At 44.9% G+C, this 19,173-nt stretch carries 15 protein-coding genes; 6 read left to right on the top strand and 9 right to left on the bottom strand.

What is annotated here, in order from left to right:
- Positions 1-435: 435 nt before the first annotated feature.
- Together C4S61_RS08165 and C4S61_RS08160 are read left to right on the top strand one after the other, a co-directional pair.
- Positions 436-852, top strand: coding sequence for a GxxExxY protein (locus C4S61_RS08165; protein ID WP_103924300.1), 417 nt, complete (start codon positions 436-438; stop codon positions 850-852).
- A gap of 29 nt (positions 853-881) precedes the next feature.
- A complete protein-coding gene (locus C4S61_RS08160; protein ID WP_103924299.1) occupies positions 882-1,904 on the top strand; it encodes a glycoside hydrolase family 43 protein in 1,023 nt (340 codons plus the stop codon).
- 363 nt (positions 1,905-2,267) lie between these two features.
- Here the strand turns inward: C4S61_RS08160 and C4S61_RS08155 are convergent, their stop codons facing one another.
- Positions 2,268-3,509: a M20/M25/M40 family metallo-hydrolase gene (locus C4S61_RS08155; RefSeq protein WP_103924298.1), complete on the bottom strand. Its 1,242-nt coding sequence runs from the start codon at positions 3,507-3,509 to the stop codon at positions 2,268-2,270.
- Positions 3,510-3,952: 443 nt separating this feature from the next.
- Between C4S61_RS08155 and C4S61_RS08150 the strand changes: the two genes are divergently transcribed.
- Positions 3,953-4,870, top strand: a complete 918-nt coding sequence (locus C4S61_RS08150; RefSeq protein WP_103924297.1) for a mechanosensitive ion channel family protein — start codon at positions 3,953-3,955, stop codon at positions 4,868-4,870.
- A 28-nt stretch (positions 4,871-4,898) separates the two neighbouring features.
- On the opposite strand, the gene C4S61_RS08145 is transcribed toward C4S61_RS08150, so the two are convergent.
- Genes C4S61_RS08145 through C4S61_RS08135 form a run of 3 tightly spaced genes read right to left on the bottom strand, consistent with a single transcriptional unit; the run spans position 4,899 to position 8,095 of the window.
- On the bottom strand, positions 4,899-6,281 hold the full coding sequence (locus C4S61_RS08145; protein WP_103924296.1) for an adenylate/guanylate cyclase domain-containing protein: 1,383 nt from the start codon (positions 6,279-6,281) through the stop codon (positions 4,899-4,901).
- Positions 6,282-6,287: 6 nt separating this feature from the next.
- Positions 6,288-7,526 carry an FIST N-terminal domain-containing protein gene (locus C4S61_RS08140; RefSeq protein WP_103924295.1) on the bottom strand — a complete coding sequence of 413 codons (1,239 nt, stop codon included), beginning with the start codon at positions 7,524-7,526 and terminating at the stop codon, positions 6,288-6,290.
- A 2-nt stretch (positions 7,527-7,528) separates the two neighbouring features.
- Positions 7,529-8,095: an OsmC family protein gene (locus tag C4S61_RS08135; protein ID WP_103924294.1), complete on the bottom strand. Its 567-nt coding sequence runs from the start codon at positions 8,093-8,095 to the stop codon at positions 7,529-7,531.
- Positions 8,096-8,235: 140 nt separating this feature from the next.
- Between C4S61_RS08135 and C4S61_RS08130 the strand changes: the two genes are divergently transcribed.
- The 3 genes from C4S61_RS08130 (at position 8,236) to C4S61_RS08120 (ending at position 11,274) form a co-directional block, all read left to right on the top strand.
- Positions 8,236-9,936 (top strand): ferritin-like domain-containing protein, encoded by a 1,701-nt coding sequence (locus tag C4S61_RS08130; protein WP_103924293.1) that lies wholly within the window; start codon positions 8,236-8,238, stop codon positions 9,934-9,936.
- Positions 9,937-9,942: 6 nt separating this feature from the next.
- Positions 9,943-10,977 (top strand): hypothetical protein, encoded by a 1,035-nt coding sequence (locus tag C4S61_RS08125; protein WP_103924292.1) that lies wholly within the window; start codon positions 9,943-9,945, stop codon positions 10,975-10,977.
- Positions 10,978-11,064: 87 nt separating this feature from the next.
- Positions 11,065-11,274, top strand: coding sequence for a hypothetical protein (locus C4S61_RS08120; protein ID WP_103924291.1), 210 nt, complete (start codon positions 11,065-11,067; stop codon positions 11,272-11,274).
- 177 nt (positions 11,275-11,451) lie between these two features.
- On the opposite strand, the gene C4S61_RS08115 is transcribed toward C4S61_RS08120, so the two are convergent.
- The 5 genes from C4S61_RS08115 to lysA form a co-directional block, all read right to left on the bottom strand.
- The gene (locus C4S61_RS08115; RefSeq protein WP_103924290.1) at positions 11,452-12,981 is read right to left on the bottom strand and encodes a cryptochrome/photolyase family protein; all 1,530 of its coding nucleotides are present in this window, start codon (positions 12,979-12,981) and stop codon (positions 11,452-11,454) included.
- Between the two features lie 59 nt (positions 12,982-13,040).
- Positions 13,041-14,081 (bottom strand): PorP/SprF family type IX secretion system membrane protein, encoded by a 1,041-nt coding sequence (locus tag C4S61_RS08110; protein ID WP_103924289.1) that lies wholly within the window; start codon positions 14,079-14,081, stop codon positions 13,041-13,043.
- A gap of 3 nt (positions 14,082-14,084) precedes the next feature.
- On the bottom strand, positions 14,085-16,169 hold the full coding sequence (locus C4S61_RS08105; protein WP_103924288.1) for a T9SS type B sorting domain-containing protein: 2,085 nt from the start codon (positions 16,167-16,169) through the stop codon (positions 14,085-14,087).
- Between the two features lie 375 nt (positions 16,170-16,544).
- Positions 16,545-17,585 (bottom strand): PorP/SprF family type IX secretion system membrane protein, encoded by a 1,041-nt coding sequence (locus C4S61_RS08100; protein ID WP_103924287.1) that lies wholly within the window; start codon positions 17,583-17,585, stop codon positions 16,545-16,547.
- Between the two features lie 216 nt (positions 17,586-17,801).
- On the bottom strand, positions 17,802-19,025 hold the full coding sequence (gene lysA / locus C4S61_RS08095) for a diaminopimelate decarboxylase (RefSeq protein ID WP_103924286.1): 1,224 nt from the start codon (positions 19,023-19,025) through the stop codon (positions 17,802-17,804).
- Positions 19,026-19,173 lie beyond the last annotated feature (148 nt).

Here is a 19,173-nt window from a genome sequence, read left to right as displayed (position 1 = left end):
AGAAATTAAGGGCATTAAGAAGAGGAGAAGAATTGTGAACTGGAAAGCATGTTGACCTTTTCTTCATGTGAAAAGCAACCCTTAATTCTCTTAACATCCTTAATGGTTTAAAAATGATATTAGAAAGAAGGCTTTAACCATTAAGAAATTAAGGGCATTAAGGAAAAGAAGAGTTTTGAAAATTGAATATACTCTTACTGTCTTTTCCCATCGGAAAAAGCAACCCTTAATTCTCTCAACATCCTTGATGGTTAAAAAAATGGTCTTCGATAAAAAGTTTAAAGCCATTAAGAAATTAAGGGCATTAAGAAGAGGAGAAGAATTGTGAACTGGAAGGCATGGTGACCATTTCCTCATGTGAAAAGGAACTCTTAATTCTCTCAACTTCCTTAATGGTAAAAAAATTTATATTTTAAACTACATTTTTTAGAACCTATGAAATACCTCTCGAAATCATCCGTGACCAAACTGTCTTATCTGGTAACGGGCTGTGCGATAACGGTTCACAAAGCTCTTGGGCCTGGTCTTTTGGAAAGCGTCTATGAAAAATGTCTTCTTTTTGAATTGGAAAAGAAAGGTCTGCACGTCCTTCAGCAGGTTCCTATTACGATCAATTATGAGGGAAATATGATCGACTCTGAATTGAAATTAGACTTACTTGTGGAAGATACCATCATTGTTGAGCTCAAAGCTGTTCAAGAACTTCTCCCCGTCCATTCAGCGCAATTGTTGAGCTATATGAAGCTGCTTAAAAAACCTCAGGGACTTCTATTCAATTTTTACTCGGACAACCTTACTAAATCTATGAAACCATTCATCAATGAGCATTTCGAAAGGTTACCTGTAGAATAGTACCTTAGCTATTTGTAATTCAATTTCCCATGCACAAAAGATTCTCAATTCTTCTCCTTTCGCTAACGATTTCTTGTTCTTCACCACAATCCCAAACCAAGGAAGAGCCCAAGCTCTCCGGAAACCCTATCTTCGAAGGCTGGTACGCCGATCCGGAAGGAATTGTATTTGGGAACGAATACTGGATTTATCCGACATTTTCGGCAGCATTTGAGGATCAGTTGCACTTTGATGCGTTTTCTTCCAAAGACTTGGTGACTTGGGAAAAACACGAGCGCATCCTGGATAATACGGCCGTTACTTGGGCCCGTCAGGCCATGTGGGCTCCCGCTGCGATCGAAAAAGACGGGAAATATTACCTCTTTTTTGCTGCCAATGACCCGCTCACTCCGGAGCGTCCTGGCTACGACCCCAATAATGACATCAATCATTTTGGTGGGATTGGAGTCGCCGTGGCAGAATCACCTGCCGGACCTTTTCAGGATTTGCTTGGAAAACCACTTCTTTCTGACTTCCACCATGGTGCACAGCCAATTGATCAGTTTGTGTTTAAAGACATTGACGGCACCCATTACTTTTTCTACGGAGGTTGGGGACATTGCAACATTGGCAAGCTGAATGCGGATTTCACAGGATTTGAACCTTGGGAAGACGGGCAGCTTTTCCACGAAATCACTCCCGAAGGCTATGTGGAGGGACCATTTATGTTTCTTCGAAATGGCACATATTACCTCATGTGGTCCGAGGGTGGCTGGACCAATGACACCTACAAAGTAGCGTATGCCATGGCCGAAAAACCGACCGGTCCGTATCGGAGAATTGGGACAATCCTCGAATCAGACACCACCGTAGCCACTGGTGCCGGACATAATTCCGTTATCCAAAAACCAGGAACTGACGAGTGGTATATGGTTTACCACCGCCGTCCGATTCCCAACGAAGGCCGTGACCATCGGGTGACTTGTATCGATGTGATGGAGTTTAACGAGGACGGGACGATCAAGCCGATCAAGATGACTTTTGAAGGGGTGGAGGCGAATCCAATTAAGTAGATGCAGAATCCAGCCAAAGGAAAGTAAAATAAGATTTCTGTTATTTTATCTTTGTTGATAAAAGTAAAATAAAAGCAAGGAAAAATTTCCATTGAAAATAAAAACGAGGCTGTCTCATAAGGCTTCTTGGTGTCAGCCTGAGCGGAGGCGAAGGTCATTTCCAGTTAATCTGACCACATTTCGACTACGCTACTGTTGATAGAGTATGTGTTATTTGGTTTATTGTATAAAAACCAAATAATCATTCGATTTGTCATCGCCTTTTTGTTAATCCAAGATTATTCAGACTCAATGTGACAATAGGTAGTTTTGAGACAGCCTCGTTTTCTATTCTTGGAGAAAAGGAGTTTCTCGACTCTAAAATCAAAACTTCACCACCGCTTCCACTTTTTGACCTGACCGTTCGATCACCACTTTGGTAGAGTCCCCTTTTTGGAAAGTACTTAAGGCTCGCATATAGCTCATCATGTCATAGACTGTTGAGTCGCCCAACTGAACGACCACGTCACCTTTAAGCAATCCGGCAGCTTGGGCTGGTTTACCTTCAGAAACCCCATCTATCCGCATTCCTTTGCCGTCAAACATATAGTCTGGCACCACACCCATCGATACAGTGAATCGGGGAGAATCGCTGGAGTCTTTGGTTTTGGTAAAGGCTAGTTTGGGTTCGGCATCCAATGAAGTCACCACTCGGGAAATGTACCGGACTACTTTGACCAAACCTTCATAGTTGATCTTGTCTGCGTCATCGCTTGGCTTATGATAATCTTCATGCTGTCCGGTGAAAAAGTGCAAAACAGGTAAATCCTGCAGGTAAAAGGACGTATGATCCGAAGGTCCAACGCCTGATTCGGTCGTTATTATTTTCAGACTGTCTGTATTAATTGAATCTAAAATACCTGAGAAACTTGGGCTTGTTCCAACACCGTAGACGGCAAGCGATTTTTCCTCATTCAAACGGCCTATCATGTCCATATTGACCATATAATTGACACTGGCAAGATCAATGGTTGGGTTTTTCACAAAATAATTGGAACCCCAAAGCCCGTTTTCCTCACCTGAAAAAGCGATGAAGAGCACATTGCTGCTTAATTCTTCATGCTTTAGGATTTCTGCCAAAGCCAATAGAGCAGCTGTCCCCGATGCATTGTCGTCGGCACCATTATGAATAGCAGAATCGCCCCGATGCAGCGAACCCTGCCCGCCCATTCCTAAGTGGTCAAAATGGGCTCCAATGACGATGGTTTTATCTGATTTTTTATCCAAAAAGGCGATCACATTCCTGCCAGTAATTCCTGCTCCATCGGTTCCGATTAAAGCTTCTTCGTGTGGATTGGATGGTTTGGAAACGGTAAAAGGCTGGAAAAATCCTTCTATTCCCTTCGGCTGAAGCCCAAGTTTTTCAAATTCTTCGGCCAGGTATTCCGCTGCTTTTTGCTCGCCTGCGGAGCCGATTGCTCTCCCTTCAAGGTCATCAGCCGCCAAAAAAGTCACATCTTCCTTTAGGCTTGCTAGCAATTTGGAATCAGAAGGAGGACCATCACAGGCAAAAGCCGTAAGCGTGCAGCATAGCACCAAAAGGAAGAAGGAAGTGGATTTGTTCATGTCTTGGGTAGCTTTACTCAAAGATACAATTTGCTATCTTCGACAGGTGTTTAGTGGGAATTAGTTTGAAAGAAATAATGTGAGATAAAATACCCATGTCGAACGGTCCACACACAGGAGCACGATTATCAGAGCGTATTCTCCCGATAAAAATCGGGACAGGCTATGTGACCGCTTAAAATCAAGTTATAAGCATATGAAATCGAGCATGACGAAGATCGTCACACACTGGGATGTTTATAAACCATGCGAGATTCCATCTGACCATTGAAAAATAAATTATAAACAGATGAAAACTTGAAGTAAAAAGGTAATTCGATCCACTTGAGCAAGAAAAACAAGTGTGAAAAAATGCTTAAAAACACCGATTTAAGGAAGTTTTTTTGCTTCTATGGGTATCCTTTGCTATTTTGAAAAGATCCCAAACCAATTTTTCACTATCCATGAACGTCTATTCCCGCCTTTTTATCCCCTTACTCCTGACCCTTAGTTTAGCCTTTGCAAAGTTTTTTCTTCAGGAAAAATCCAAGGATTGGGATGGTGTTTTTTCCTATTTGCCTAAAATCAACACGGTTCTAATCATCCTTGGAATTACTTGGTGCCTATTGATAATGACCCGGATTTTGAAAGATAACCTGCTCCGTAAATTTGACATCTCTCAAGAGAACAATCTTAAAGCCCGGAAAATCTCCACCCAGATCAATATCCTACAGAAAGTGGGGAATTTCATCATCATTTTGATCGGGTTGGGCCTGATCCTACTGTCCTTTGAGTCGATCCGTCAGATAGGAGTTGGGCTTTTTGCTTCGGCCGGAGTGGCGGGGATTATCATCGGTTTTTCGGCACAGAAAGCCATTGGGACCTTGATTGCCGGTATTCAGATCGCCTTTGCCCAACCGTTCCGCTTGGATGATGCCGTGGTGGTGGAGGGCGAGTGGGGCTGGATCGAGGAAATCAATCTAACCTATGTGGTGGTACGGATCTGGGATCAGCGCCGACTCGTTTTGCCAACGACTTATTTCCTTGAAAAGCCCTTTCAAAACTGGACTCGGACTTCCGCAGATATCATCGGGTCAGTATTTTTGTACACCGATTACACGATTTCTTTTGATGCGCTTCGGGACGAACTGGATCGGATTTTAGCTGCTTCCCCTCTTTGGGATAAAAAGGTAAAAGTCCTCCAGGTGACTGATACGAAAGAAATGACGGTGGAAACACGAATTTTGGTTTCCGCCAAAAACTCCCCGACAGCCTGGGACCTGCGCGTACATGTGCGTGAAAAAATGATAAACTTCATTCAGAAAAACTACCCCGAAGCCTTGCCTAAAACCCGGGTGGTCTTGGATCAGCGCAAGGAATGATTAATCCCTGACAGGAAGAGCTAATTTTTTAACTTTTCCGCTCCACAAAGTACATCAGGATCTCGCCTTTATTCTTGGCGGCAATTTCGCCTCTGGGTTCAAACTCAAACTCATCCCTACAAATGGAATAGGTGGAATGAGATACGTTGACCTTACCTGCCGCACTTCCCTGTTCCATTCGGGCAGCGGTGTTGACGGTATCTCCCCAGATATCAAAAGAGAATTTTTTTAGGCCCACCACTCCAGCGACTACCGGTCCGCTGTTGATTCCGACACGGATTCTGAAGTATTCACGGAGGTTTTCGGGCTTTTCCTTGCGGTATTCTTCGATGAAATCCCGGATCTCCAAGCCGGCCTTGATTACATCTGCTGCAGTGCCGCCCTCTCCCGTGACTCCACAGGCGCTCATGTGTGCATCGCCAATGGTTTTAATTTTTTCCAAGCCGTATTTGGTCGTGATCCGGTCGAAGTGCCTAAAGCAATGATCCAGCTCGGCGACCAAATCCTCGGAAGAAATCTGCGAGGAAAATTTGGTGAAATTCACAAAATCCGTAAACATCACCGTGGCGTTTTCCTGCAATCTGGCTTTGGCAAAGCCATTCTTTTTGAGCTCGTCGGCAGTTTCTTTGGGAAGAATATTGAGCAAAAGGTCTTCGGATCTTTTCTTTTCACGGGAGAGCTCCTGATTTCGGATTCGCAGGTCTTTTGTACGCTCAGCTACCCGTTTTTCCAATTCGTGATTGTAGGCTTCGAGTTCCCGATTGGCTTTTTCCAAGCTGGCATACAGCGATGAATTGGCCAGGCCTGCCTCGATAAAACCTCCGATCGCCACCAGTGTGTCCATATCTCCTTCATCCAGCGGGGGATAAAAAGGCCAAGCTTCACGATCGCGGGAGCTGATCATCCATCCTTCTATACTTCCCTGAACCCGGATAGGAATTGCAATGAAAAACTGAAGCAGAAATTCCGCTCTGATCTGTGCGGAAATGGGATTAGGAGCACTTTTTTGATTGAAGAGAAAAGGCTTGGTCAGTGCTTGATCCTCCTGATGGAATTTCACTTTTTTCCCGGTGATTTTCTGAGATTCCTCTTTGGTATATCCCATCATCCACTTTTGCTCAAAGGCCGTGGGTTCATCCTGGCATTGCCAGACCACCAGGGTCTTATCCATCTTCAGGGTCGTATTGATGAGCTCTAGCGTATTGGTAAAAAATTCCTTTTCGTAGATCTGCTGTCCAAACACGTCGTGCAGAGCAGATAGGATGGTAAAGCCATTTTGCTTTTGGTCAAGTTTGCGCTTAAGTAAGGAAAGTTGCGCATCGCTGCGGATATTCTGACCGGCAACTTCGTCTGAGAGTTTTTTATAATACGCTACCTGCCTTCTGAGGTCTTCCAGTTCACTGTCTTTCATGGCCACCTAGTCTTTGGCTTCACTAAACAAACAAAACAATCCCGTCCAATCCAACACCTGCAGCTCTCCACCGATCATGGCCAATTCTCCGGCCTCATAGATGCCCATCAGGGGGAATTCTCCATCGATGGCCTCCTGAACATACCGGATGTCTTCGTCAGTGTTGTTGGAATAAGCAGCAGCTCTGCCGGAGCAGTTGATGTATAGGCCAAAAATAATTCGCCGATTGGCCAATTTTGTTCTTTCGATCAGTTTTTTGGTTTGGACAGAGACGTATTCCATCTCAAAACTCCTGCGCATCAGCTGGACTTCCATGCCTTCTTCGAGGTCCATTTCGGCCATGTACAATCCCCGGGATTCGGTATCTACACCCACGCACATGCGGTTGATGTAGTTACCGGGATTATAATTTTCCCATTTGTCTCCAATATTTTTCCCTAAGGTGACAAAGAATTTCAGCTCCTGATAGTTGTCTCGAAGGTCTTCTCCGAGTATTTCCCCCACCACATCTAAGGCAGGCTTGTGGTCCAATTCTAGGAGGTTTGCCCCCTTGACCGCGGTTACTTTGTGGTACGCACTGGCAGGATGGCATCCATGCATGATCTGATAGTCCATTTGGATATTACCGGACAGGATCAAAGCCATGGCAGAATTTTGTGTCATCCGATCTCCAATCCACTGCCGGGTGGGTTTGAACTTCATGTCTCCCAACAGCCGTGCGCCTACAACTTTGGGCCAAGTGCCGATGGTTTCATTCATCCCCTGAATAAATGGGGTTCCATAGTTCATTCGAAATTTTCCTTCCAGTCGGTTGACTGCGTCAAACAGCAGCAACATTTGAGTAGGCTCTGAATAGTTTTTCTGATGGATTTGTTGGCCAAGAGCGCTACCCGTCTCAAATTCCTGAAAGGCAATTCCTTCCTGTATCAATAAATCGAAGGTGAGGTCTGTATTTCCCCATACACCCACCACGGTTTGATATCCATCGTATCCCAAGTGGTCATTGGTACAGGTGCCGTTGGCAAAACCTCCAAAAAACTTGGTTATTTCGGAAAGACCACTTTTTACTCCCCTGAAAAAATCCTCCGGGTCATGCCTGGAGGTACAAAATAAAAAGCAAAGCTGGACTTCCTCGGAAGAAAGTCCAGCTTGTGTCAAAGCCTCTGATACAGCACTCGCCCCGGCCTTCAATGAATTGGAAGATTCAGAGAATCCCACACCAAAAGAGGATCGTCGGCTTGTCATGCTTATTCCTCGACTACTACTTCCGTCGTAACTCTCAGCGGAAGCTCAATGGTGTTTTTGATCGGGGACTTTTTATCCAATGTCTCTTTGGACTTGATCAGCTGATCGACGTTTGCACCATTTTTTCCTTTAAGCGTTACCTTATAATGAAGGTCGAGCGGGCCGCTAGGCTTGGATCGATCCAGGCCCAATACCCCATGGATGTCAAAGTTGACCAAAACCTCCACATTGATTTTCTCCAGCTCCGTGCCGAAGAGTGCGGCATTGGTGGCGATACCTGCTGTCAGACAGCCACAAAGGGCTGAGGCCAGGTATTCAACCGGGTTGGGATATTCGTCTTTCCCTCCCAAGACTGCGGGCTCGTCCACGATCAGACTGAAGTTTCGCTCTGGCCCAAACATATTTTGGCCATTGGAAAACATTTCAGAGATGGTGACCTTGGCTTGGGTGCCTCCGTTCCATTCAGACTGGGCTTTAAACTGAACTTTTGCGACGTTGGGGTCTTGTTGGATCGCACCTACAAGCTGCTCGATGTTGTCGAGGATCACCCCGTTTTTGATGTTTGGCATTTTTTGGAAAAAATTTTGAAGTGAATGATAAAATATTTGAACCTAAGATAGGCAAAATCCAAACTAGCCCAAATTAATTGCTATTTTTAAAACATTGATTTTCCATCGCTTATACTTGTTTCTTCTTAAATTTTTCTCCAATGTCTCCCAACACCCCTTCCAAAACCCAGCCGGATCCGGAACTGCACCAATTGCTGCAAAACCTCGATGAAAATGGCAAAAATGAAGTAATCCAGCTCATCCAAGACTTGCTCAAGCAGGCCAGTACCACGGAGCATTTGCTGGCAATGCAGTACCTGTTTTCCTGTTTCAGTATTAAAAAATATCCGGAGGAATTTTCCGATTATGTGCCAAATCCTGATCCCAATGATAAGGCCCAAGCCAAAGTAAATCAGATCCGTCTGGCTCAAATCGAAAAGCTGAGACGCTGGGAAGCCAATGTGCTGATGGTCGCCCGGGAAGAAATGACCCACCTGACCTACGTGAATAACCTCCTGGCCATTATTGACCAAGAACCCTTCCTGTTCCGGCCAAACTTCCCCGTGCCGGCAGAAGCTTTTCCCCTCCAAAAACCGGTGAACCTGATGCCTTTTGGCCAATTTGCCCTCGAGATTTTCAGGTATTGGGAAAAACCCGACCACCTACCTGTGCCGGACCCGCTGACCGGGTCCAACATTCCCAAAAAGCTGCGTGCACTCTTTACCATTCCGCATCCTGAAGTGGACCCGTTCAAGCCCTTGGAATCCCGGGAAAAAGCGATGAAGTTTTTCGGGGAATTTCTGAAAGATACCCACGATCCTGAAAAATTAAAACAACTGATTGCCCCACTCGAAAACGGCACCTACTTCAAAAGCATCGAAGAGCTCTACACCTATATTCGGGAATACCTCCTCATTGCGCTCAAATACAAGATCATTGAAGGCAAAAACATGGAGCGGATTGTGGATGAGCACTACGGCTTTAATATCAACCTGAATCCCTTGGTGCTGGGCAAGTACGAAGACTATGTACTTGAAGCGATCAACCAAATCATCGAAGAAGGAGAGGGCGTCTGGGGAGTCCCTCCGGCCTTGGGAAGCCATTTTTGGGTTTTCCAATCCGTTCTGGATGAGGTGCAAAAAGAAGCACAGGAAACAGGACTGCCCTTTGAGCCTTCGCTTCCTGTCGTCTGGAATCCAAGCTACCAGGTCCAAAGCAACCGTCATCTGATCAAACAGCGTGCAGGAATGCCCCGAACAGCCGTGGCCAAGGTGGACAACGCCGTGGCCGTGAAAGCGATGAAGCTTTTTGATCAAGCCTACAATACCATGGTGAAAATGCTCCACGGGTTTTTTGGAAAGTATGAAATCGATCAGACCACAGGTATTCATCCTCCTGAAGTCAATGCCTATTTTCAGACGGCATTTTATCCTTTTATGACCAACATCATCCGACCCTTGGGAGAGTTGATTTGCAGGCTTCCGGCCGATGAGAGCTACTCGCCTATGGCAGGCAGGGTACCCGATCGCTGCGCCGGTCCTGATTTTCTATTCAATATTGATCAGACAGATGCAGCTGCTCAAGTCAAGGTCACCAAGGCATTCGCTTCTTTGGATCCGTATCTGAAGGCCTTTTCGGAAATGGCTGCAAGTGCCAAAGAACTTGCGATACTGTGCCAACAGCGGGGCTATCATGTAGCCTACTATCAGCAGCCGGATGCCCGGGATTTTGACGTCTGTTTCATTTATTTATCCGAGAATTTTCAGCGGATTGGCAAAAATTTCGAGGCTTATTGGAAAGGAGAAATGGTCGCACCTGTCTCTTCCAAAGGTTTCCAGAACTATTCTTCCACTTTTAATTGATCCAACATGCCTACGTTAAGCATTTCATTTGAAGGATATTGGCTATGCCGACTTGCCACCGATCCGGATCCATCCATCGAGCAGCGGGGAGTCAGCGGCTTTACTTTTGCAGTAGCGGGAGAGACTCTCCTCGAACCCTCGATCTGGACTCAGGAAGAAGATGTCAAAAAAGCCTATGGGCTCAAAGACCCCGACTTCATCGATCCTTTGGCATCTTATCCCAGATTCAACATTAAGAACATCCGGGAAGCCTCGCCGGACCGCGCCCATTACAATTCCCGTGGCATCGGAATCAACGTGAGCAAGGTCGAAATCGACGGAGTCCAAGCGGCGGATCTGGAGGCTAAGTTGATCAATGCACCCTGCCGCTGGATCAACCGACCTCAATCCAACGGGCCCTTTCGCGGACCAATCTTCGAAGGAAGAAATCAGATCACCTCAGACGGTGATCCGGATCGCTTTTCAGTAAATCCTTTTGTATTCACCATCTCCACGCCGGGAGAAGCTTCCAAGACTGTCCTTTCACGCTTTGATCCCATGGATTTTGAACATCCAGATTACAAGCTCTTTGAGATTTTCCCAAATGAAATTGTAGATCGCCGACTCCCTACTCAGCGCTTTGCACTGTCAAATGAAGGGCTACAGCAGATCGGGGTAGATCCGGACAACTTGGATTCCTACTTTACCAACCGAATGAACTGGCTGCAAGGTAAAATCGTCGAAGCGGAAGCCATGGGAAAGCCGGCTTTAGCCGAAGCCTACCGATCCAGATTGTATGCGGTGAATTTTTTCACTCAGGCTACCGGTCCCACGGTCTTGGCGAATCGGTTGCTGAGCAGGATTCCGCTTAGGCAACTGTACCGACACACAATCCGGGGCAATGCTTCCATGCCTCCGGTGCCAATGGTAGATGCCGGTTTCTTTGCGCCCTACCAAATCGATACAGAAAAGGACTGGGAAATCCTGTATTACATGGGACAATACGACGGGGATCTGATGACGGGCTACTGCTCGGGTACGCTGGATATTCCGTTGAAATAATCAAAAAATGGCTGAAAATGGTCAAGAGGGAAAGGACACAATTAAAGAAAGCTTTTTAAATGAGGACTTGCCCCATTTTTGAAAGATATGCTGAGAGAAAATCACCGGCATAGCTGTGAGAAGGAAGATTTGGATTTCCTTTTTGAAGGAAAATCGAAGGAGCTTGAATTTATGTTTGATAAAATCTTGCCTGAGGTAATCGAGTGGGATGGCGTAATTGTGAGTAATACTAAAAAGGGTGTCATGCTTGTCCCCAGAAAGACCTTTGGTGATCAGGCCGATGAACAAGTACCTTGATTTGTTTATCCAAAGGACGAACAAGCCCGCCCGCCTTTTTTCAAATCAAGAATGGTATCCAGGAAATTTGAGAACTATTTTAGGATTAGCCTGTTGGAAGACCTCAATCCTCTAGTGATCAAGCATCTTAAACACTCCTATGACTTATTGTAGAAAAGTCTAAATCCTGGAAAAAAATTACAGGTCATTAAGTTGATTCAAATACATCTCTGCCTGATCGAGGATTTCCTGCCTGTTTTCCAGCTTTTCCCAAGTGCGATAGGCCATCCCTATTCGGGGGTTTTTTTCGAGCTTGTCCCGATTGCGGTCGTAAAAGTGCCAATACAGGCTGTTGAAGGGACAGGCTCCGTGTCCGGTTTTTTTGTTGGAATCGTAGGCACAGTTGGAACAGTAATTCCCCTGCTTTTTGATGTAATTGGCCGAGGACACATAGGGTTTGGTACCGACGATACCTCCGTCAGCAAACTGACTCATTCCGCGGGTATTCGTGATTTCGACCCATTCGATTGCATCGATATAGATTCCGAGGTACCATTGATCTACTTCATCGGGATCGATGCCGGCGAGTAGGGCGAAGTTGCCCGTGACCATCAAGCGCTGAATGTGATGTGCGTAAGCAAGATCTAAAGATTGTCCGATTGCTTGGCTCAGGCAGTTCATTTTGGTTTTTCCGGTCCAAAACCATTCGGGTAATTTCCGATTGTGGCCGAAGAAATTCATTTCTCCGAATTCTGGCATTTTCGCCCAGTAAACGCCTCTCATGTACTCTCTCCATCCTATGATCTGCCGGATAAATCCCTCCACCTGGGCGATTGAAATCTGATTTTGGTGAACGTACCAGTGCTTCTCCGCGGTCTGTACGACCTCCAGCGGGGAGATCATTTTGGTGTTTAGTGAAAAGCTAAGCCGGGAGTGGAAAAGGTAAGGATCCCAAGTGGTCAGTGCATCCTGATAAGTGCCAAAGTGCGTTAAGAGATTTTCGCAGAAATAGTTCAGGATTTCCAGGCTTTCTTCCCGTGAAGTTGGCCACGGGAATCGTTTCGCATCGATGTTACCGATGGTTTTTACTCCGGATTTTTCAAGCATTTCCACGATCTCGCTTACATCTTTTGGCCTGATCAGGGCTTTTTTGAGCATCTTTTGATCCTTCAAGGCCGAGCGATTGTCATGATCGTAGTTCCATTGACCTGTCAGCGGTTCCTTTCCATCCATGAGGATGTTGTATTTTCTTCTCATTTCCCTGTAAAAGCTCTCCATCAGGTAGGTTTTTTTCCCCTTGAAAAACTCTTTAAGGAATTCCCGTGTGGTAAGAAAATGCTCCGAATCAATGGCGGAGGACGGAATCGGCAATTTTTCGCAGCTTTGTTGGAGGATTTGATCCAATCGATACTCATCGGGCAGTTGGAATTCAAAGCGATCATACCCCTGGGTCGAAATTAAAAAAGACAATTGATCGCTCAGATTTTGACGATTTTCAGGATCGTCCAAGGTGAAATACAGGATTCGATGTCCAAGTGATTTCAATTCCTCTGCAAAATTGCGCATGGCTAGGAAGAACCCGACCACCTTCTGAATGTGATGCGGGACATAATCCGTCTCCTGTCGCATTTCCATCATGAGGAACGTGACAGCGTCGTCGACTTCCTGAAACCAACTGTGACGAATGTTGAGCTGATCTCCCAGAATCAGCCGGAGTTTTTTTGACATAAAAAAAGGACTTTACAAACGTAAAGCCCTTTTCCAAACCCATTGTTTACGAAAAAAAATTAATACTTAAAGCAAGGCATGGAGGACTTTCTGCCGGCACCTTTTGCTGATCCTGCCAAGAAGCTGTAACGAAGGGAAATTTCATTGGCACCACCGGTATTTCCATTTCCCAAAGAAGAAATCGTAAAATCATGGCTATAACCTACATCTAAGCCATTTCCCAGTGATATTCCTACCAATGCAATCACGGATTCATGGTTGGTTTGGGTCACTTCCGATACCGGAATTCCCCGATACCAAACACCCAAAACCAAAGGTTGAATGTTTACCTGAGTGCCCAGGTCCAACTGGGAAAAAGGACCTTGATTCTTGTAATTGAAGGCCAAAGTCAACTCTCTTGTTCCTGAGCGATCATTCATAAAATTTCTGGATGAGCCTCCGGCAAGATCAATTCTGTATCCTCCGTGAGCGGAAAGTTTCATGGGTAGTTCGCTGATTTGGCCGTCCACAAAAGACATATTTGGCTGGGTGATGTGGTGTGCAGAGACACCAAACCAAGCGTTTTCGTTATTGAACATCATACCCAGACTGTAGTCGACAAATTGATGTCTGAAATCAGCTCCCAGATTTTCGCCCGAGAAGTCACCAATGGCTCCGGATTGATCATCGATTTGGCTGCCAAAGACCAGGTTTCCAAAATAAGCGTCACGATCGATATAACTTACTTGACCTCCAAATCGAAGAAATGAACGGAATCCCAATCGAGCTCTGTAAGAATAGGTAGCGCCTATCTCTGAGACACTAAGATTGGCCATACTCTGTTCTGAGCGGTTGAAAATCACGCCAATGCCGCTGTTTGCATTGAATAGATAGTGATCCAAGTGAGCAGAATACGATGTAAATGACTGATCCAGCCCGGGCCATTGATTTCGATAGTTTACGCCTATTCGTGTCATTTCACTTGCACCGGTCATCGCTGGATTTAGGTAAAGCGGATTTGCATAAAACTGGGAGTATTGGACATCCTGCGCACTGATGCTCAGAGGAGCACAGTACAGGACGATAAACATAAGGGCGATAAGAGTAATAGATTTTCTCATAATCTATCTGATTAGGGTGATGCCACCGGTACGATTGACCAATTGTCCGTCCAGTGTCTTGAGGGTGATTCGATAGAGGTAATTGCCGGCGGGTGCCAGTTGACCTTTGTAGGTTCCATCCCAACCCTTGCTTTCGAGGCTGTTGGTGATGAAGAGCTTTTCTCCCCAGGTGTTGAAGACTTCCAATTGGAAGGAGGAGATGGCTCTGACTTTGGGGCTAAACGTATCGTTAAGACCATCTCCATTTGGGGTGAAGGCGTTTGGGATGGCAATTAATTCTGTGGGTGAAGTGACTTGTACTCTGTTGGATTCGACCATGGAGCAACCGAAAATGTCATATCCGGTAAGTTTGACCTCATAGTCACCAGCTTTGGAGAAGATGTGTACCGGGTCTTTTTCAGCTGATTTTTTTCCGTCTCCAAACTCCCACTCCCAAGCAATGAACTCCGGAGCTATTTCACTTTCAAAGAGGATTTCCTCTTCTACCATTACCTCTGGTTCGGATGAAATCACCAGCTTACGGTATTGGAAGTCAAGTCTGGAGCCCTGTGTGTTTTGGTTTGGAAAATCGACTTTGGCTTCAGTTTCAACCGTACAGCCTAACGCATCTGTTATTGTTGCTTTTAGGATTCCTGAGGAAGTAAATGTGATCTCTCGAGAGTTTGCAGAGCTGGTATTCCAGGTGATGGTATAAGGTTCTTTTCCGCCTTGGATCGATACCCACGCCACTCCTGTTGTTTCACCAGCTGCACAATCCACATCCAATGCAGTTTCAATCCGAGCCTGGATTTTTGAGGTTTCGCCTACAGAAACAGTTACCGCAGCGGCGCATCCACTCTCGTCTGTGGCAGTGATGGTATAATCGCCCGCATCCAGATCTTTTCTTTGAAGCAGGTCCTCTACTCCATCTGACCATTTGATTTTATACTTTCCATATTCTCCTTTGACTTGAATAGACACCCCGCCATCGGCTTTGCCTGAGCAGGAGACAGGACGGTTTTCCAAAATAGCCAAAGCAAGCGTTGACTGATTGGTTAAAGTTACTTGGTGCTCAACTGTGCAGCCGATCGCATCTGTTACTTTAACAGAATAGTTACCGGCTGCCAAGGCAGTTGCTTTAGAAGTGGTTTGACCATTACTCCATAAGAAGGTAAAAGGTCCTTGGCCTCCTTGGGGAAGGATTTCTATTATGCCATCGGTTGAATTTAGACAAGCAGGCTGGACGATTTTTGAATCAATTTGAAAGGATTCGGGGGCATGAAGCGAAAACGAAGCCTGATAGCTACAGCCTTTGTTGTCCTTTACCAGTACTTGGTAATCTCCTGCGGTTAAGTTTGTCAAATCTTTTGAGCTCGCTCCATTGCTCCATATAAAGCTATAGGGAGCTTCCCCTCCGGTCACATTTAGCTGTATTTTTCCGGAGTTTGGGGAATCACAGTCTGGATCTTGCGTAGTCGAGGTTACCTTGATTCCTTCTGCTGCTGCTTTGATATCAAATGAAAGGCTAACATCACAATTGTATTTATCTGCAACAGTAACGATATAGGTTCCCGGAGCTAAATCAGCTACTTCCCAAACATCTTCAAGGCCGTTGCTCCAGGTGATTTTATAAGGAGGGCTGTCTTCCTCATAATCGTTTCGGCCGATCTTTACACTGATTTTGGCATATCCGTCATTTCCGGAGCCACAGGAGGCATCTCTTTTTACTACTGGATTAAGGATTAAAGGAAAAGGAGGCTGAACAATAATCCGCTCGATGTGCTCAGTTCCCTCAGCATCTGTAATCTTTACCGTGTAAGTTCCTGCATTAAGATTGGTTCGGTTTTGGGTAGTTTCGTTCGTGTTCCATCTGAATTTGTAGGGAGGTTTTCCTCCGGTCACATCCAGGTTTATACTTCCTTTTTCGCTGTGGGAGCAAAGCGCCAATTTCCCGCTTACTGCTACATGTATTGTCTGATAGTTGTGTACTCGCTGACCTTCCCGGTTTGGAATGTTAAAGGCAAATTGTGACCAGGCAGAATAATGAATCATCATACTGATAGCCAGTAGGAGAATCTTTGCGCCGGACATTTTATTTAACCCTTTCATTTTTGCACTTCATCACTTGAATCGACTCTTTCAGCATTAGATTTTTGTCTTACAAAAACCATTTTGTGTATTTTATTTTTAAGAATAATATTTTTTGTAAGTCATATACAACAAAATGAAATTCTTTATAAATGCCGATTTCATGAAAATAGAACCTAAAAATTCTATTTTCCAAGTGTGATGAACTATGATGTAAATGAAATGCCAGACTTAGAAAAGTATAATTTTTCTTTAAAATGTCTTATAATTAAAAAAACTGTTTTGGTGATACTTTTTTAGGGGTATGAAATGAAAAAAGGCCTGTAAAACAGGCCTCAAAAAAAAATTTAAAATATTTTCAAATTTTTTTCGTTCGAGCGGATTTTTGCTTGAAAATCAATACCTAAAGCAAGGTATTACGCGGGATCGTTGGTTTCGTTCACGGGGATCTCCCCACAAAAAAGTGTATCGGATCGATATTTCATGTGCTCCACCACTATTTCGCTGTCCAAGTTTTGAGGTGGTTACGTCATAGGAGTACCCAATGTCAAGGCCGGACTCGAGCGCTACACCTACCAAACCAATAAAGGCTTCGTTGTTTGGAAGACTGTTTTTGGTTGGGAGACCTCGATACCATAAGCCTAAAACAAGAGGCTGGAGGAATAATTGGGCCCCGACGTCCAATTGGCTGAATGGGTCTTGTTCTTTATAGTTGAATGCGAAAGCGATGGATCGCTCCTGGTAGTTGTGTGTAAAGTAGTCTCTGCTGCCGGGTACCAAATCTATTTTATAGCCTCCCTGAAGGGAAACTTTCATGGGTAAGACGCTGCTCCGATCATCTATAAAAGAAATATTGGGCTCTGTAAGGTGGTGTGCGGATGCACCCAGCCAGAACTTGTCGTTGTAGAACATACCGCCCACTGCATAGTCCACAAAAGAGTGACGACTGTCCAGCGGGATACCGTTAAGCTCATCCGTAATGCCTCCTACCGTACCATTGACAATGTCTATCATGGAACCGAATACAAGATCCGAGAAGAATGCGTCTCGCTGCATGTAGCTCGCCTGTGCTCCAAGCCGGAAAAAAAACTTCTCGCTCAATCTCAGGCGATAGGAATAACTCAATCCGATTTCATTGGTGGAAAGGTTGGCAAGCGTTTCCTGGTTTCCGTTGAAAATTAAGCCAATTCCACTGTTGTAATCAAAAATGTAGTGGTCAATGTAGGCGGAGTAGGAATTGAAACTGTGATCGAGTCCAGGCCACTGATTTCGGTAATTCACACCGACTCGGGTGAGTTCTGAAGCTCCTGTAAGGGCAGGATTCAAGTAAAGAGGTGCTGCGTAAAATTGGGAGTACTGCACATCCTGAGCTCTCAGGGAAGTACCTTCCAAGAGCCCAAGCAATACAATCCAAATCCCTATAAATTTCCTCAGCATAAACTAATCCACAATCACACAACAAAGTTAAAACCAATACTTTGTCAGTGATAAGATATTTTGAAATAAGACAATGAAACTACTAGGGCTTAGGATTGGGCGAGCAATCAAATGGTTCCATAACTTACCATGAAACGAATCAAAAGTGCATTTCGCTTCTTGACCAGCAATAATTGTCAATAATTATACCAAACACTTAGAAAAAAGCAGTTAGGCCTAAATATCAAGGATTTCTTGATTTCTGATCAAGTCCTCAAAATTTTCGCGCTTACGGATTTGATGTGCTTTACCTCCCCAGATTAAAATTTCGGGAGGTCTAAGTCTGGAGTTGTAATTGGAGGCCATACTGAAACCATAGGCACCGGCGTTTTTGATGACGAGTAAATCTCCGGCTTTCACTTCGGTCAATTCCCGATGTGCAGCGATGGTGTCTGTCTCACAGATGTACCCGACTACATTGTACTTGGCTTTTTTTCCTTCAGGATTGCTCAGGTTATACACTTCGTGGTAAGCATCATACATCATGGGTCTGATCAGATGATTCAGTCCTGAATCCACGCCCACAAACGTTACGCTGGTGGATTCCTTGACCACATTGGCTTTGACCAAGAGATATCCTGCTTCACTTACCAGAAATTTTCCCGGCTCAAGCCAAAGTTCAAGTTGTCGTCCATACCGCAAACAGAATTCCTGGAAAGCTTCTCCGACTTTCTTGCCCACTTCCATGATGTCAGTAGAAATATCATTGGGCTTGTAGGCCACTTTGAATCCCCCTCCAAAATCAAGGAATTTCAAATCAGCAAATTTCATCGCCGCTTCAAAAAGCACATTGCCCCCCCTGAGAAATACTTCGGCATCCAAAATATCCGAACCGGTGTGGATGTGAAGCCCAATTATTTGAAGTTTATAGTTGGAAACCTTCTTCAGGATCTGTGGCAACTGTTCGATGGAGATACCGAATTTACTTTCCTTATGACCCGTGGAAATTTTTATATTACCTCCAGCCATAATGTGAGGATTGATCCGGATACATGCAGGGACTGTATTTCCATAAATCTGACCAAATTCTTCCATCAACGGAAGGCTGTCCAGATTGATCATGATTCCAAGTTTGACGGCTTCTCGGATTTCTTCAAATCCTACTCCACTCGGTGTGTACATGATTTCCTCGGGAGAATAGCCCGCCATCATTCCCAGCTTCACTTCTTCAATGGATACTGCGTCAATGCCCGCACCAGCCTTACGGATTAATTTTAAAATGTTGATATTGGAAAGTGCCTTTGTGGCATACTTGATTTTCAGAGGAACGGTAGAAAAAGCCTCTTGAAGTGTCTTCACTTGAGTGGTGATTTTTTCACCATCATAAATGTAAGCTGGAGTTCCAAATTCGTCTGCCAGAGCGGCTAATGAGACACCTTGGATGTGCGAAGGATTTTGCACTGAAAATAGGTTTTAAGATTTGAGGCCGCAAGTTACCCAATCAAAAAAAAAGGAAGGCTAATACCCTTCCTTTTTTTGGATTTAGTGTAATTAAGAAAATATTGAAGGGATAACCGTCTGTGGCCTCGGTTGTTCAAAATTGGGAAAT

This window comes from Algoriphagus boritolerans DSM 17298 = JCM 18970, assembly GCF_900108085.1.
Classification (GTDB): domain Bacteria; phylum Bacteroidota; class Bacteroidia; order Cytophagales; family Cyclobacteriaceae; genus Algoriphagus; species Algoriphagus boritolerans.
This window is presented reverse-complemented; position numbering and strand designations above follow the sequence as displayed.

Bases quoted from the DNA above. Each gene is read 5' to 3' on its own strand.
- C4S61_RS08100 (WP_103924287.1), bottom strand. From the start codon at position 17,585: ATGCTGAGGAAATTTATAGGGATTTGGATTGTATTGCTTGGGCTCTTG.
- C4S61_RS08155 (WP_103924298.1), bottom strand. From the start codon at position 3,509: ATGAACAAATCCACTTCCTTCTTCCTTTTGGTGCTATGCTGCACGCTT.
- C4S61_RS08110 (WP_103924289.1), bottom strand. From the start codon at position 14,081: ATGAGAAAATCTATTACTCTTATCGCCCTTATGTTTATCGTCCTGTAC.
- C4S61_RS08160 (WP_103924299.1), top strand. From the start codon at position 882: ATGCACAAAAGATTCTCAATTCTTCTCCTTTCGCTAACGATTTCTTGT.
- C4S61_RS08125 (WP_103924292.1), top strand. From the start codon at position 9,943: ATGCCTACGTTAAGCATTTCATTTGAAGGATATTGGCTATGCCGACTT.
- C4S61_RS08140 (WP_103924295.1), bottom strand. From the start codon at position 7,526: ATGACAAGCCGACGATCCTCTTTTGGTGTGGGATTCTCTGAATCTTCC.
- C4S61_RS08105 (WP_103924288.1), bottom strand. From the start codon at position 16,169: ATGAAAGGGTTAAATAAAATGTCCGGCGCAAAGATTCTCCTACTGGCT.
- C4S61_RS08135 (WP_103924294.1), bottom strand. From the start codon at position 8,095: ATGCCAAACATCAAAAACGGGGTGATCCTCGACAACATCGAGCAGCTT.
- C4S61_RS08120 (WP_103924291.1), top strand. From the start codon at position 11,065: ATGCTGAGAGAAAATCACCGGCATAGCTGTGAGAAGGAAGATTTGGAT.
- C4S61_RS08165 (WP_103924300.1), top strand. From the start codon at position 436: ATGAAATACCTCTCGAAATCATCCGTGACCAAACTGTCTTATCTGGTA.
- C4S61_RS08145 (WP_103924296.1), bottom strand. From the start codon at position 6,281: ATGAAAGACAGTGAACTGGAAGACCTCAGAAGGCAGGTAGCGTATTAT.
- C4S61_RS08150 (WP_103924297.1), top strand. From the start codon at position 3,953: ATGAACGTCTATTCCCGCCTTTTTATCCCCTTACTCCTGACCCTTAGT.
- C4S61_RS08115 (WP_103924290.1), bottom strand. From the start codon at position 12,981: ATGTCAAAAAAACTCCGGCTGATTCTGGGAGATCAGCTCAACATTCGT.
- C4S61_RS08130 (WP_103924293.1), top strand. From the start codon at position 8,236: ATGTCTCCCAACACCCCTTCCAAAACCCAGCCGGATCCGGAACTGCAC.